General features: G+C 72.2%; 15 protein-coding genes. 9 read left to right on the top strand and 6 right to left on the bottom strand.

What is annotated here, in order from left to right:
- The first annotated feature begins 4 nt into the window (after positions 1 to 4).
- From ACFVU3_RS38630 to ACFVU3_RS38610, 5 genes are all read left to right on the top strand, one after another.
- Positions 5 to 1612, top strand: coding sequence for an ABC transporter ATP-binding protein (locus ACFVU3_RS38630; RefSeq protein ID WP_390073476.1), 1608 nt, complete (start codon positions 5 to 7; stop codon positions 1610 to 1612).
- Positions 1609 to 2727, top strand: coding sequence for an ABC transporter permease (locus ACFVU3_RS38625; protein ID WP_390073475.1), 1119 nt, complete (start codon positions 1609 to 1611; stop codon positions 2725 to 2727). Before ACFVU3_RS38630 ends, ACFVU3_RS38625 begins: the two co-directional genes overlap by 4 nt.
- Entirely contained in the window at positions 2724 to 3986 is a 1263-nt protein-coding gene (locus ACFVU3_RS38620) for an ABC transporter permease (RefSeq protein ID WP_390073474.1), read from the top strand. Before ACFVU3_RS38625 ends, ACFVU3_RS38620 begins: the two co-directional genes overlap by 4 nt.
- Positions 3983 to 4387 (top strand): cytidine deaminase, encoded by a 405-nt coding sequence (locus tag ACFVU3_RS38615; protein ID WP_390073473.1) that lies wholly within the window; start codon positions 3983 to 3985, stop codon positions 4385 to 4387. Before ACFVU3_RS38620 ends, ACFVU3_RS38615 begins: the two co-directional genes overlap by 4 nt.
- 84 nt (positions 4388 to 4471) lie before the next feature.
- Positions 4472 to 5749, top strand: coding sequence for a thymidine phosphorylase (locus ACFVU3_RS38610; RefSeq protein WP_390073472.1), 1278 nt, complete (start codon positions 4472 to 4474; stop codon positions 5747 to 5749).
- A 61-nt stretch (positions 5750 to 5810) separates the two neighbouring features.
- Here ACFVU3_RS38610 and ACFVU3_RS38605 read toward each other — a convergent pair whose 3' ends face one another.
- Entirely contained in the window at positions 5811 to 6461 is a 651-nt protein-coding gene (locus tag ACFVU3_RS38605) for an HAD family hydrolase (RefSeq protein ID WP_390073471.1), read from the bottom strand.
- Positions 6462 to 6479: 18 nt separating this feature from the next.
- On the opposite strand from ACFVU3_RS38605, the gene ACFVU3_RS38600 reads away from it, so the two are divergent.
- Entirely contained in the window at positions 6480 to 6779 is a 300-nt protein-coding gene (locus ACFVU3_RS38600; RefSeq protein WP_390073470.1) for an STAS domain-containing protein, read from the top strand.
- 1 nt (position 6780) lies between these two features.
- Here ACFVU3_RS38600 and ACFVU3_RS38595 read toward each other — a convergent pair whose 3' ends face one another.
- From ACFVU3_RS38595 to ACFVU3_RS38585, 3 genes are all read right to left on the bottom strand, one after another.
- Entirely contained in the window at positions 6781 to 7752 is a 972-nt protein-coding gene (locus tag ACFVU3_RS38595; protein ID WP_390073469.1) for a sigma-70 family RNA polymerase sigma factor, read from the bottom strand.
- An 82-nt stretch (positions 7753 to 7834) separates the two neighbouring features.
- Positions 7835 to 8542, bottom strand: a complete 708-nt coding sequence (locus ACFVU3_RS38590; protein WP_390073468.1) for a L,D-transpeptidase family protein — start codon at positions 8540 to 8542, stop codon at positions 7835 to 7837.
- A 101-nt stretch (positions 8543 to 8643) separates the two neighbouring features.
- Positions 8644 to 9903, bottom strand: coding sequence for an MFS transporter (locus tag ACFVU3_RS38585; protein ID WP_390073467.1), 1260 nt, complete (start codon positions 9901 to 9903; stop codon positions 8644 to 8646).
- A 62-nt stretch (positions 9904 to 9965) separates the two neighbouring features.
- Here ACFVU3_RS38585 and ACFVU3_RS38580 point away from each other — a divergent pair, with 62 nt between their 5' ends.
- Positions 9966 to 10955: a LysR family transcriptional regulator gene (locus tag ACFVU3_RS38580; RefSeq protein WP_390073466.1), complete on the top strand. Its 990-nt coding sequence runs from the start codon at positions 9966 to 9968 to the stop codon at positions 10953 to 10955.
- Here ACFVU3_RS38580 and ACFVU3_RS38575 read toward each other — a convergent pair.
- Both ACFVU3_RS38575 and ACFVU3_RS38570 read right to left on the bottom strand, forming a co-directional pair.
- Positions 10941 to 11720 carry an alpha/beta hydrolase gene (locus tag ACFVU3_RS38575; RefSeq protein WP_390073465.1) on the bottom strand — a complete coding sequence of 260 codons (780 nt, stop codon included), beginning with the start codon at positions 11718 to 11720 and terminating at the stop codon, positions 10941 to 10943. The genes ACFVU3_RS38580 and ACFVU3_RS38575 overlap by 15 nt on opposite strands.
- An 88-nt stretch (positions 11721 to 11808) precedes the next feature.
- The gene (locus ACFVU3_RS38570; protein ID WP_390073464.1) at positions 11809 to 12582 is read right to left on the bottom strand and encodes a GNAT family N-acetyltransferase; all 774 of its coding nucleotides are present in this window, start codon (positions 12580 to 12582) and stop codon (positions 11809 to 11811) included.
- Between the two features lie 103 nt (positions 12583 to 12685).
- On the opposite strand from ACFVU3_RS38570, the gene ACFVU3_RS38565 reads away from it, so the two are divergent.
- Both ACFVU3_RS38565 and ACFVU3_RS38560 read left to right on the top strand, forming a co-directional pair.
- On the top strand, positions 12686 to 13840 hold the full coding sequence (locus ACFVU3_RS38565; RefSeq protein WP_390073463.1) for an adenosine deaminase: 1155 nt from the start codon (positions 12686 to 12688) through the stop codon (positions 13838 to 13840).
- 186 nt (positions 13841 to 14026) lie between these two features.
- A complete protein-coding gene (locus tag ACFVU3_RS38560; protein WP_390073462.1) occupies positions 14027 to 14407 on the top strand; it encodes a hypothetical protein in 381 nt (126 codons plus the stop codon).
- The last annotated feature ends 50 nt before the right edge of the window (positions 14408 to 14457 follow it).

Genomic DNA, 14457 nt, shown 5'->3' with positions numbered 1-14457 from the left:
CGCCGTGGAACTCCACGGCATCACCAAGCGCTTCCCCGGCGTCGTCGCCAACAAGGACATCGCGATCACCGTCCGCAAGGGCACCGTCCATGCCCTCATCGGTGAGAACGGTGCCGGCAAGTCGACCCTCATGAAGATCCTCTACGGCATGCAGAAGCCGGACGAGGGCACCATCGCCATCGACGGGGAGCAGGTCACCTTCTCCAGCCCCGGTGACGCCATCGCGCGCGGCATCGGCATGGTGCACCAGCACTTCATGCTCGCCGACAACCTCACCGTCCTGGAGAACGTCGTCCTCGGCGGCGAGAAGCTGTACGGCATCGGTGCCAAGGCCCGCAAGAAGATCCAGGAGATCTCCGACGCGTACGGCCTCGGCGTCCGCCCCGACGTCCTCGTCGAGGACCTCGGCGTCGCCGACCGGCAGCGCGTCGAGATCCTCAAGGTGCTCTACCGCGGTGCGAAGATCCTCATCCTCGACGAGCCGACCGCGGTCCTCGTCCCGCAGGAGGTCGACGCGCTCTTCGACAACCTGCGCGAGCTCAAGGCCGAGGGCCTCACCGTCATCTTCATCTCGCACAAGCTGGGCGAGGTCCTGAAGGTCGCCGACGACATCACCGTCATCCGGCGCGGCACCACCGTCGGCACCGCCGACCCGAAGACCGCCACCACCAAGCAGCTCGCCGAGCTGATGGTCGGCAGCGAGCTGCCCTCCCCGGAGACCCGCGAGTCGACCGTCACCGACGTCGCCATGCTCCGGGTCGAGAACCTCACCCTCCTGGAGGGCGGCGCCACCGGAGCCCCGCTCACCACCGCCGCCCCCGCGGACCCGTCGAGCACGACGGTCGTCCAGGAGGTCGCGGCCGGCCGCAAGCTCCTCGACGACATCTCGCTCACCATCCACAAGGGCGAGATCCTCGGCATCGCCGGCGTCGAGGGCAACGGCCAGACCGAGCTCATCGAGGCCCTGATGGGCATGGCCACCCCCGACGCGGGCGTCATCACGCTCGACGGCGAGGACATCTCCAAGGTCTCCGTGCGCAAGCGCCGCGAGGGCGGCATCGGCTACATCCCCGAGGACCGGCACCGCCACGGCCTGCTCCTGGAGGCCCCCCTCTGGGAGAACCGCATCCTCGGCCACGTCACCGAGGCGCCCAACTCCCGGCGCGGCATCCTCGACCCGAAGGCCGCCCGCAAGGACACCGAGCGGATCGTCCGCGAGTACGACGTCCGCACCCCGGGCATCGACGTGACCGCGGCCTCCCTCTCCGGCGGCAACCAGCAGAAGCTGATCGTCGGCCGCGAGATGAGCCACAGCCCGAAGTTCCTGATCGCCGCCCACCCCACCCGCGGTGTGGACGTCGGCGCGCAGGCGCAGATCTGGGACGCGATCCGGGACGCCCGCCGCGAGGGCCTGGCGGTCCTGCTGATCTCCGCCGACCTCGACGAGCTGATCGGCCTCTCCGACACCCTCCGGGTCATGTACCGCGGCAAGCTCGTCGCGGACGCGGACCCCGCCACCATCACGCCCGAGGAGCTGGGCTCCGCCATGACCGGCGCGGCCACCGGCCACCTCGAAGGCACCGAGCAGTCCGAAGACGGTGACGCCCGATGAAGAAGATCGACAAGGACAAGCTGATCATCGGGGCCGCCGGCCCGGTGCTCGCGCTGGTCTCCTCGTTCGTCCTCACCATGCTGGTGCTGCTCGCGACGGGCCTCGACCCGATCGAGCCGATCCAGCTGATGATCGAGAACGCCGGGTACGCGGACATCCAGGTCCTGATCGTCAACCAGACGGGGATCTACTACCTGGCAGCCCTGGCCGTCGCCATCGGCTTCCGGATGAACCTCTTCAACATCGGCGTCGACGGCCAGTACCGCCTCGCCGCGATGGTCTCGGCCGTGGTCGGCGCCTCCGTCGAGCTGCCCGGCCCGCTGCACATCCTGCTGATCGTGGTCGTCGCGATCCTCACCGGCGCCTTCTGGGCCGGCATCGCCGGCATCCTCAAGACCACCCGGGGCGTCTCCGAGGTCGTCTCGACGATCATGCTCAACGCCATCGCGACCTCCCTGATCGCCTGGCTGATCCTGCCGAAGAACCTCGGCGTCCAGCCCGAGGGCTCCAACGACCTCACCACCGGTGAGATCGCCGAGTCCGGCTGGTTCCCCGGCATCGACATGGGCCAGGGCAACGGCGAGATCTACGGCTTCACCTTCGTCGCGCTCGCCCTCGGCGTCGTCTACTGGTTCGTCCTCAACCGCACCCGCTTCGGCTTCGACCTGCGCGCCACCGGCGAGAGCGAGTCGGCGGCCCAGGCCAGCGGTGTCGACGCCAAGAAGATGATCCTCACCTCGATGCTCATCTCCGGTGGCCTCGCCGGCCTCTCGGGCATGCCCACGCTGCTCGGCGACACCCACACGTACAGCCTCTCGTTCCCGGTCGGCGTCGGCTTCACCGCCATCACGATCGCGCTGCTCGGCCGGAACAACCCGGTCGGCATCCTCTTCGCCGCGCTGCTCTTCGCGTTCCTCGACAAGGCGTCCTCGTCGCTCGACGTCGAGGGCTACCCGAAGGAGATCACGCAGATCATGCAGGGCATCATCGTGATCGCCGTGGTCGTCTCCTACGAGCTCGTCCGCCGTTACGGCACCCGCCGCCAGCAGCAGAAGGTCGGCGAGGAGCTCGCCGCCGGCGGCGCCATCAAGACCGACAAGGAGGTCTCGGCATGAGCACCGGAACCGTCGCCAAGCCGAGCGCAGCTCCCAGGAAGACCGGGCGCCGCAAGCTCACCTGGCCCTGGATCCTGCTGATCGTCGCGGCCGGCCTCGTCCTCTTCTCCCTCGTCCGCGTCGTCTCCGGCGCCGACGACCTGACCTCCGTCGGCCAGGTCTCCGGCGCGCTCCGGCTCGCCGTCCCGATCGGCATGGCCGGCCTGGGCGGCCTGTGGGCCGAGCGCGCGGGCGTGGTCAACATCGGTCTCGAAGGCATGATGATCCTGGGCACCTGGTTCGGTGCCTGGGCCGGCTACCAGTGGGGCCCCTGGGTGGGCGTCCTCTTCGGCCTCCTCGGAGGCGCGCTCGGCGGCCTGCTGCACGCGATCATCACGGTCACCTTCAACGTGAACCACATCGTCTCCGGTGTGGCCATCAACATCCTCGCGGCCGGCTTCACGATGTACCTGTCGAACTTCACGTTCGGCGAGGCCGAGGGCGGCTCCTCCAAGCAGTCCCCGCGCATCGATCCGATCGACACCATCACCATCGACTGGCTGTCGGAGTGGTTGATCGACATCCAGCAGAAGCACTGGTTCCTGATCTCGGACGTCGCCGGCATCCTCGGCGGTCTGGTCACCGAGCTGTCGCTGCTCACCGTCGTCGCGATCCTGCTGATCCCGGCCACCTGGTGGGTGCTGTGGCGCACCGCCTTCGGCCTGCGGCTCCGCTCCTGCGGCGAGAACCCGGTCGCCGCCGAGTCCCTCGGCGTCAACGTCTACAAGTACAAGTACATCGCGGTCACCATGTCCGGCGCCCTCGCCGGCCTCGGCGGCGCCTTCCTCGCGATCGTCGCCACCGGCATCTACCAGGAGGGCCAGACCGGCGGCCGCGGCTACATCGGTCTCGCCGCCATGATCTTCGGCAACTGGATGCCCGGCGGCATGGCGCTCGGCGCCGGCCTCTTCGGCTTCACCGACAGCCTCAAGATCCGCGGCGGCGCCGAGAACGTCCACGCGCTGCTGCTGCTCGTCGCGATCCTCCTGGTGCTCGCCGCCGCCTGGCAGCTGTACAAGAAGAAGTACGTGCCCGCCGTGGTCTCCGCGGTCTTCGCGGTCGGCTTCTTCCTCTGGTACGCGCTGACCGACCAGGTCCCGAGCCAGTTCGTCGACGCCGCCCCGTACATCACCACCCTGCTCGTGCTGGCCCTGTCCGCACAGCGGCTGAGGATGCCGAAGGCGGACGGCCTGCCCTACCGGAAGGGCCAGGGCAAGTGACGACCGCCCTGCCCGAGGCCGGCTGGGAGGCCCTGCGGGTCGCGGCGCGCGAGGCGATGTCCCGCGCGTACGCCCCGTACTCGGGCTACCCGGTCGGCGCGGCCGCCCGCGTCGAGGACGGGCGGACGGTCTCCGGCTGCAACGTGGAGAACGCCTCCTTCGGGCTCGGCCTCTGCGCCGAGTGCGGCCTGGTCTCGCAGCTCCAGGCCACCGGCGGCGGCCGGCTCACCCACTTCGTGTGCGTGGACGGCCGCGGCGAGTCGCTCGTCCCCTGCGGCCGGTGCCGGCAGCTCCTGTACGAGTTCGGCGGCCCCGGCCTCGTCCTGGAGACGCCCGCCGGGCTCCTGACCCTGGCGGAGATGCTGCCGCAGGCGTTCGGCCCGGACCACCTCGCCAAGTAGCACCTCGGAGCGGCCCTTCCGGCACGATGGAGGGGCCGCTCCTCCCGTTCCCCCCTCTATGCGCGTAGAAAGAGGCACCACGACATGGACGTCATCTCCGTCATCAGGACCAAGCGGGACAAGGGCGAGCTGAGCCCCGAGCAGATCGACTGGGTCATCGACGCCTACACCCGCGGCGTGGTCGCCGACGAGCAGATGTCCGCCCTGGCCATGGCGATCCTGCTCAACGGCATGAACCGCGACGAGATCGCCCGCTGGACGGCGGCCATGATCGCCTCCGGCGAGCGCATGAACTTCGACGCCCTCTCCCGCCCCACCGCCGACAAGCACTCCACCGGCGGCGTCGGCGACAAGATCACCCTCCCGCTCGCCCCGCTCGTCGCAGCCTGCGGCGCGGCCGTCCCGCAGCTCTCCGGCCGCGGCCTCGGCCACACCGGCGGCACCCTCGACAAGCTGGAGTCCATCCCCGGCTGGCGCGCCCTGCTCTCCAACGAGGAGATGCTGCACGTCCTCGACACCACCGGCGCCGTCATCTGCGCGGCCGGCGACGGCCTCGCCCCGGCGGACAAGAAGCTGTACGCGCTCCGCGACGTCACCGGCACCGTCGAGGCGATCCCGCTCATCGCCTCCTCGATCATGTCGAAGAAGATCGCCGAGGGCACCGGCTCCCTCGTCCTCGACGTCAAGGTCGGCACCGGCGCCTTCATGAAGACCATCGAGGACGCCCGCGAGCTGGCCTCCACCATGGTCGCGCTCGGCACCGACAGCGGCGTGAGGACGGTCGCGCTCCTCACCGACATGTCCACCCCGCTCGGCCTCACCGCGGGCAACGCCCTGGAGGTCCGCGAGTCGGTCGAGGTCCTGGCCGGCGGCGGCCCGCGGGACGTCGTCGACCTGACGGTCGCCCTCGCGGCCGAGATGCTGGCCGCGGCCGGCATCAAGGACGCCGACCCGGCGAAGGCCCTCCGGGACGGCTCCGCGATGGACGTCTGGCGCCGGATGATCGCGGCCCAGGGCGGCGACCCGGACGCCACCCTCCCGGTCGCCCGCGAGCAGCACGTCGTCACGGCCCCGTCCTCGGGCGTCCTGACCCGCCTCGACGCGTACGACATCGGCATCGCCGCCTGGCGCCTCGGCGCCGGCCGCGCCCGCAAGGAGGACCCGGTGCAGGCCGGCGCGGGCGTCGAGCTCCACGCCAAGCCCGGTGACACGGTCACGGCGGGCCAGCCGCTGCTGACCCTGCACACGGACACCCCGGAGAAGTTCGACTACGCCCTGGGCTCCCTGGAGGGCGCCTGGGACATCGCCCCGGCGGGCACGGAGTTCACGGCGACCCCGATCGTCCTGGACCGCATCGCCTGACGGACGGCCGCACGCGTGAGGGCCCGGCGCACCCGCGCCGGGCCCTCACGCGCTCGCGCGGTCAGCGGGCCAGCAGCCCCGCCAGCTTCCGCATGTCCTCGAAGACCACGGTGTCCGGGCCCTCCAGCCGGTGCGCCGGGGTCAGGCCGCCCGTGTAGCCGTACGCGCGCATGCCCGCCGCGCGGGCCGCGCGCACGCCGTAGGGGCTGTCCTCCACCACCGCGCAGCGCTCCGGCGGGACGCCCGTCGTGGCGGCGGCGTGCAGGAAGAGGTCCGGGGCCGGCTTGCCGCGGGCGACGTCACGGGCGCTGAAGATCCGGCCGTCGAAGCGGTCCAGCAGGCCGGTGCGCGTCAGGTTGCGGCGGATCTCGGCGTGGCTGCCGTTGGAGGCGAGGCAGTACGGGACCTCCAGCGCGTCCAGCACCTCCGTGACCCCCTCGACCGCCGTCAGCTCGGCGTCCAGCACCGACTCGTACCGGACGCGGTACGGCTCCTGCCAGCCCGGCTCCAGGGGGCGGCCCCGGCGCTCCTCGACGAGGGCCGTCCAGATCTCGTGCGGGGAGCCCACGAAGTGCTCGACGAGCTCCGCCTCGGTGAAGTCGGCGCCCAGCTCGGCGAAGACCTCCCGGTCCACCCGGCAGTAGAGCCGCTCGCTGTCCACCAGAACGCCGTCACAGTCGAAGATCACCAGTTCGACGGGGTGAGAAGTCATGATCGCGAGCCTAGCGCGATGACTTTCCCGCCCTCCGGCGGTCACCCCCTCGTGGACATCAGCCAGCCCCTCGTCATGAGCCTGCCCGCCGCGCCCACCCGCGAGGAGGTCGAGCGTCTCTGCGCCGAGCTGGCCGCCGCCCCGCCCGGGGAGGTGCGGTGCCGGGTCGACGCGGAGGCGCGCGGCCTCGCGGCCGTCGACGCCCTGGCCCGCCTGTCGCTCGCGGCCCGGCGGGCGGGCCACCGGATCGCCTTCCGCGGAGCAGGACCCGAGCTCACGGCCCTGCTCCGCCTCACCGGCCTGGACGAGGTGCTCTGAGCTACGCCTCCAGCCGCTCCGGCAGGTCGAAGAGCGGGAACCAGCGCGGGGTGTCCAGGAAGAAGTCCATCCCCGCCACCCTGCCGTCCCGCAGCTCCAGGACGATCAGGGCCCACGGGCTGTAACCGCCCTCCGGGTCCGGGTGGTAGTGCGCGAAGGCCGGCGAGCCGTTGGCGACCGTGGGCACCAGCTTCGAGCCGCGGCAGACGTCGCCGACGCCGAGCATCCAGCCGACGATGTTCTCGTGGCCCTGGAGCCACAGGTCGAACGGCGGCATGGTCATGGTCGCGTCCTCGTGGAGGAGCGCGGTCAGCGCCTTCATGTCGTAGCCCTCGAACGCGGCCACGTACCGCTCCAGGAGCGCCTGCTGCTCCTCGTCGAGCGGGTTCGCCGCGTCGGACTCGGCGGGGGCCTGCTCGGCGATGGTCGCCCGGGCCCGCTGGAGCGCGCTGTTCACCGAGGCGACGGAGGTGTCGAGCAGCTCGGCGACCTCGCTCGCCCTCCAGGCGAGCACCTCGCGCAGGATGAGCACGGCCCGCTGCTTGGGCGCCAGGTGCTGGAGCGCGGCGACGAAGGCGAGCCGCACGGTCTCCCGGTGGAGCGCCGCCTCCGCGGGGTCGCCGGCGGTGGGCATCACGCGCCCGTCCGGGATGGGCTCCAGCCAGGTGATCTCCGGCTGCTTGACGAGCTGCGCCTGTGCGACGGGCGTCGGCCCGGAGAGGTCCATGGGCCGGGCCCGCTTGTTGCCCGCGTTGAGGGCGTCGAGGCAGACGTTGGTGGCGATCCGGTAGAGCCAGGACCGCAGGGACGACCGTCCCTCGAAGGAGTCCAGGGCCTTCCAGGCCCGCACCATCGTGTCCTGCACCGCGTCCTCCGCCTCGAAGGAGGAACCGAGCATCCGGTAGCAGTAACCGGTCAGCTCCCTGCGGTACTTGTCGAGATCCTCGGTCGTCGCCGCCGCGGCTTCGCTCATCGGGTCACACCCCACTCACCCCTCACCGGCACCGGTCGGTGCCGGTGGGAGCGAAGCTACCGCAGCGCACCGACAGCGGAGGTCAGGTTCCCGGCTTCCGTCCGTAGACGTAGACGTCGTCGCCGTTGCGCAGCAGGTTCCAGTACGCCTTGGCGTCGGCCGAGCGCATGTTGACGCAGCCGCCGGAACCGGGCGGGTTCCACATGGACTTGGTCGTGGAGTGGAACGCCTGGCCGCCGTCGAAGAACTGCGAGTACGGCATCGAGACGTTGTAGAGCGTCGACCAGTGGTTGATGTTCCGCCAGTAGATCTTCTTCAGGCCGGTACGGGTCTCGGTGCCGTCCTTGCCGGTGCGCACCGGCACCGGGCCGTACTTGAGGCGCGAGCCGTCCTGGATCCAGCTGAGCTGGCGGGTGAGGTCCACGCAGGCGATCCGGCCCTTGTTGGTCGGACACTTGCCGGCCTTGTTCGGGTTGGTCCCGGCCGCCTTCTGCTGGATCATCGTGTTCATGGTGCGCCAGGTCAGCGGTCCCGCGTAGCCCACGGCCGGCGTGATGCCGTGCTTGCGCTGGAACGCCTGGACGGCCTGGCAGTCGCCGAGCGACTGGCGCCCGTCGACGGTGCGGCCGAGGAACTTCTCGACCTGCTTCTGGTACGGGCCCGTCGTGACGTTGCACGACGCGGCCTGGGCCGGCGACGCGCCCAGCACGAGGGCGGCCGGAACGAGCAGCGAGGTGAGGCCGGCGGCTATGCCGGCTCTCTTCCCCGCACGGTTCGCGAATCGGTTCATGATCGTCAACTCCCCCTAGAGTCCTGACATGAGGGACGGGCGGGGGAGCCCATCAGTTGCACCGGGAAGGGAGCCGTGACCGTACGGTCACACAGACGTGCTCAGGCCGTCACCGGGTGGATCCTGCGGGCCTCGACGCGCGCGCTGTGCGACCCGTACAGGGTGATCGAGACGACGCCGAGCACCGCCACCAGACCGATCACGACCGTCCCGGCCCAGCCGCCCGCGTGGAAGGCGATCGCGCCGAGCGTGCCGCCCGCGCTGGAGCCCAGGTAGTAGGCGGACTGATAGAGCGCCGACGCCTGCGCGCGGCCGGTCCTCGCGGTCCGGCTCACCGAGGAGGACGCCACCGCGTGGCCCGCGAAGAAGCCGGCCGTGATGAGGACCAGGCCCGCCAGGACCGACGCGAGGGAGTCGGAGAGCGAGAGCAGCAGGCCCGCCGTGGTGGTGGAGACCGCCAGGTAGAGGGCGCCGCGCCGGCCGAGCCGGCCGACCAGCTTCCCGGCCGCCGCCGAGGAGACCGTGCCGACCAGGTAGACGAGGAAGATCGAGCCGACCACGCCCTGCGGCAGCGAGAACGGGGCCTCCGCCAGCCGGTAGCCGATCACCGTGTACACGGCGCCGAAGACCGTCATGAAGAGCGCGCCGATCCCGTACAGGCGCAGCAGCAGCGGGTCCGACAGGTGGGTCCGCACGGTGGCGGCGAGCGCCCGAGGGTCCAGGGTGCCGGGGGTGAAGTGCCGGGCCTTCGGGAGCAGCGCCCGGAAGGCGAGCGCGCACAGCAGGGAGGTCAGGCCGACGGCGGCCAGACCTGCCCGCCAGCCCCACATCTGCGCGACCCAGCCGGTGACGATCCGGCCGCTCATGCCGCCGATCGAGTTGCCCGCGACGAAGAGGCCGATGGCGCCGACCAGCGCCCGGGGCCGCACCTCCTCGGCCAGGTACGCCATCGCCGAGGCCGGCAGTCCGGCCAGTGCCGCGCCCTGCAGCGCCCGCAGCGCGATCAGGACCTCCAGGCTGGGCGCGAAGGGCACCAGGAGCGACACGCCGACCGCGACCGTGAGGGAGGCCGTCATCATCGTGCGCCGGCCGAAGCGCTCCGACAGCGCGCTGAGCGGCAGCACGCACAGGGCGAGCGCGCCGGTCGCGGCGGAGACGGTCCAGGAGGCGGCCGAGGCGGTGGCGCCGAACTCGGCGGAGATCGCCGGGAGGAGGGCCTGGGTGGAGTAGAGGAGGGCGAAGGCGGCGAGACCGGCGGCGAAGAGCGCGAGGCTCATCCGGCGGTGGCCGGGGGCGCCCGGGGCGAGGCGGGTGTCGGCGGACGCGGGTGTCGCGTCCGCCTTGGTACTGGCGGAAGGCATGTCTCGAACGTAGGACGCTCCGCTTCATGCGTCCAATGCACGGATCTGCTGTAATCGTTCCCGTGGCGCATGAGTACAGGTCACAGCCTCGGCTGTCACCGAACAGTAACGAAGAAGACATGGGGCTGCTGCTGGCGCCGCGGCTCGCGTACTTCGCCGCGGTCGCCCGGCACGAGCATGTGACCCGGGCGGCGGCCGAGATGGGCGTGCCGCAGTCGACGCTGTCGCGGGCGATGGTCCGGCTCGAAGAGGACCTCGGCGTCGCGCTGTTCGCCCGGCGCGGCCGGACCGTGGCGCTCACCCCGGCGGGCCGCCGCTTCCTGACGGCCGCCGAGCGGGCCCTCGCCGAGGTCGAGCGGGCCGCCGACACCGTACGGGCCGACGCCGACCCGACGGCCGGGCGGGTCGCCTTCGGCTTCCTGCACACCATGGGCTCGGAGACCGTGCCCGCCCTGATCCGGGCCTTCCGGGTGGACCATCCGAAGGTCCGCTTCACCCTCGTCCAGAACTACGGCGAGGCGATGATCGAACGGCTCCGGGCCGGCGAGCTCGACCTCTGCCTGACCTCGCCGGTGCCGGACGCCCCCGACCTGGTCGGCCGCCGCCTCGACGAGCAGCGGCTGCGGCTCGTCGTCCCCGACGACCACCGGCTGGCCGGCCGCCGCCGCATCCGGCTGGCCGAGGCCGCCGAGGAGACCTTCGTGACCCTGGAGCCCGGCTACGGCCTCCGCCGCATCACCGACGACCTCTGCGCGGAGGCCGGGTTCACGCCGCGGATCGCCTTCGAGGGCGAGGAGGCCGAGACCCTGCGCGGTCTGGTCGCGGCCGGCCTCGGGGTGGCGCTGCTGCCGCCGCCAGCGGTGGCCCGCCCCGGCGTCGTCGAACTGACCGTCACCGCCCCACGCGCGGTCCGCGAGATCGGCGTCGCCTGGCTGGACGGCCACCCGGACACCGCCCCGGTGGCCGCCTTCAAGAAGTTCCTGCTGAGCCGCCGCGGCCACCTCCTCCCGAAGGAGGCGCAGCCGCCGCGGGACGACTCAGCGCCGGCGTGAGCCGCTCCCGAAGCCCGCGGCCAGCGGCATCCGGAGGCCGATCGGCGGCGGGGCGGCCATCGCGTCCGTCAGCGGCCGGGTGACGGGCCGGGCGAAGAGCGAGCCGAGCACGAAGTCGGCGGCGAGCGCCCGCACCTCGTCGGCGTACTGGCGCAGCCCGTGCCCGTCCGTGTGGACCTCGAAGCGGCAGGTCTCGCGGTTCGTCTTCTTGGCGCGGGCCGCGTAGCGGAAGGACAGCTCGGGGTCGGTCCGGGCGTCGTTGGTGCCGTGCACGATGAGCACCCGCCGCCCCACCAGCTGCCGTACCGGCTCGGGCTCGGCGGCCACGTCGTCCTCGGGCAGCCAGGGCGCCAGCGCCAGGACGGCGCCGACCGCCGGATGGCCGGCCGCCCGCAGCGCCGCCCGGGCGCCCATCCCGTGGCCGACCAGGCAGACCGGGACGTCGCCGTAGCGCCGGACCGCCTCGGCGACCGCCCAGGAGGCGTCCGCCGCGAGCTCCGCGTCGGTGCCGTTCCAGCCGCGTCCCCGGTAGCGCACCACCTGGGCGATCAGCCCTTCCGACCGCCCCGCGCGGGCGAGTTCGCGCCCCAGCGGCAGTGCGGCGGCGTGCGCCCGTGCCGAGGCCCGGCGCCCCGACACCGGGTCCCCGTCCGGCAGGAGCAGCGCCACGCCGCCCACCGCCGCCGCGGACCGTGAAACCCCGACAGGCCGACCGAGCCGGGGTCTCCGGCCGTCGGCAGTCCCCACGAGTGCGTACTGCGCCATGACAGAACAGTCTCAGAAGCGGAGGTGTACGGCAGTCGTACGCGCGGTCTCTGTTACGTATCGTCCGGTGAGCGAACCGCCGTCCGCTCTACGCGCGTTCGAAGACGTGGACGGTGGAGACCGCGGTGAAGCCCCGGCGGGCGTACCAGGTGTGCGGCCAGTCCGCGGTGTCGGCGGTCAGGAAGCGCAGCCCGCAGCCGGCCGCGTCCGCGAGGTGCATCGCCGTGTCGAGGACCCGTCCGGCGTGCCCCTTCCCGCGGTGCTCCTCCGCCGCGACCAGGTCCTCGACCTGCCCGATCCCGCTCTCCGGGTCGAGGTAGAGGTCGGCCCAGGCGGCCACCTCGCCGTCCTCGGTGTACGAGGCGAGGAAGCGGACGTCCGGGGCCGTGCGCAGCCGGGCCGTCCGCCGCTCCACGAGGTGCTCGATCACCTCGTCCGGCGCCTGCGGGAGGAAGCCGCGCCAGGAGGCGGCGACCGGTGCGCGCAGGGCCTCCAGGTCCACCTCCCGGGCCCCGCCGTGCGCGGGCACGGGGCCGGTGTGCCGCATGACGTACGTGCCTCCGGCCGTGTACCCGGCCCGTTCCAGCGGCCCCCGGCAGGCGGCGGCGACCTCGCCGTCGAGCACGTGGAGGAGCCGGTAGGGGAGGTGGCCGAGGAGGGCGTCGAGGCGGCCGGGCAGCGCCTCGGGGTCGGTCGGTCCGGTGACCAGCGCGTGGTTGTTGCCGTGCGAGTGCGCGTAGGTGTCGTCGAGCGCGGCGAAGCCGCCGGGGAAGTCGGCCGTGCGGGCGGCCTGCCGGCGGTGGTGGTCGACGAGGAAGCGGTGGAGGCGGGGCAGTTCGGTGGCGTGCGGGGGCGTGGTCATGGGCCGAGGCTAGGCGGACGGGCCCGGGCGGCGCACCGGAAAAAGCCCTCCGGACCGGGCGCCACAAGGCGCGTTCTACGCGCGTAGGGGCTAGAGTGCGGCAATGACGAGCCAGACATCCCACGTCCCCACCGCGGACCAGATCCGCCGTGCCCCGAAGGTGCTGCTCCACGACCACCTCGACGGCGGACTGCGCCCCGGCACGATCATCGAACTCGCCCGCGAGCAGGGCTACTCGAAGCTGCCCGAGACCGAACCCGACAAGCTCGGCATCTGGTTCCGCGAGGCCGCCGACTCCGGCTCCCTGGAGCGCTACCTGGAGACCTTCGCGCACACCTGCGCCGTCATGCAGAGCCGCGAGGCGCTCTTCCGCGTCGCCGCCGAGTGCGCCGTGGACCTCGCCGAGGACGGCGTCGTCTACGCCGAGGTGCGGTACGCCCCCGAGCAGCACCTGGAGGCCGGCCTGACCCTGGAGCAGGTGGTCGAGGCGGTCAACGAGGGCTTCCGGGAGGGCGAGCGGCGGGCCCGGGCCAACGGGCACCGGATCCGGGTCGGCGCCCTGCTCACCGCCATGCGGCACGCGGCCCGCGCCCTGGAGATCGCGGAGCTCGCCAACCGCTACCGGGACGACGGCGTCGTCGGCTTCGACATCGCGGGCGCCGAGGCCGGCTACCCGCCCACCCGCCACCTCGACGCCTTCGAGTACCTCAAGCGGGAGAACAACCACTTCACCATCCACGCCGGCGAGGCGTTCGGCCTTCCCTCCATCTGGCAGGCCCTCCAGTGGTGCGGCGCCGACCGGCTCGGCCACGGCGTCCGGATCATCGACGACATCGAGGTCGGCGAGGACGGCGAGGTGCGGCTCGGCCGGCTCGCCGCGTACGTCCGCGACAAGCGGATCCCGCTGGAGATGTGCCCCACCTCCAACCTCCAGACCGGCGCCGCCGCCTCGTACGCCGAGCACCCCATCGGGCTGCTCCGCAAGCTCCACTTCCGGGCGACGGTGAACACCGACAACCGGCTGATGAGCGGCACCAGTATGAGCCGGGAATTCGAGCTCCTGGTCGACACTTTCGACTACACGCTCGACGATCTCCAGTGGTTCACGGTCAATGCGATGAAATCAGCGTTCATTCCTTTCGATGAACGACTCGCCATGATCAATGACGTGATCAAGCCCGGATATGCCGAACTGAAATCCGAATGGCTTTTCCGGCAGACCGCCACGACCAGCGCGTCTTCCGGTCGCGAGAGCTGAGAAAAGGGGGACGGAGGGCCCCGGAGCCGCCGGGAGGGCGCGACACCCGGCGGTCGTCGGGTGATTGCGGAGCGGAGTCGGGACGGTTAGTTTGCGGAGCTGCTCTGCATGTCCGGATTCCATAGTTCCGGATTTCATTGCGCGATGTCCCGAAGCTCAGCCCCCAAGCCCAAGGAAGATCCTCAGATGAAGCAGTCTGCCGCCAAGAAGCTCGGTGTCGCCGCCCTCGGCGCCGCATTCGCCGCTGCCGCCGCCGGCACGGCCTCCGCGGCCCCGCTCCCGGCACCGCTCGACGGCGCCGACGCGCTGGGCTCCGTGACCCAGCTCGCCCCGCTGGGCGACGGTCTCACCACGCTCCCCGACGGCGCCGGCGAGTCCCTCGCCGCCGGTCAGGGCGCGCTCGGCCAGGGAGTCGACCAGGGCGTCAAGACCCTCCCCGCGGCGGCCGGCCAGGCCACCCAGAACCTGCCGACCGACGCGGCCACCGGCGCCCTCGGCGCCACCCCGCTCGGTGCCGCCACCGGTCTCCTCGGCGGCCTGCCGCTGGCCGGCCTGCCGATCGGCTGACCGCACCCCGGCACGCCGAAGGGGCGCGCACCCGGCTTCTCCGGGTGCTG

The sequence above is a fragment of the Streptomyces sp. NPDC058052 genome (genome assembly GCF_042885515.1).
Classification (GTDB): domain Bacteria; phylum Actinomycetota; class Actinomycetes; order Streptomycetales; family Streptomycetaceae; genus Streptomyces.
This window is presented reverse-complemented; position numbering and strand designations above follow the sequence as displayed.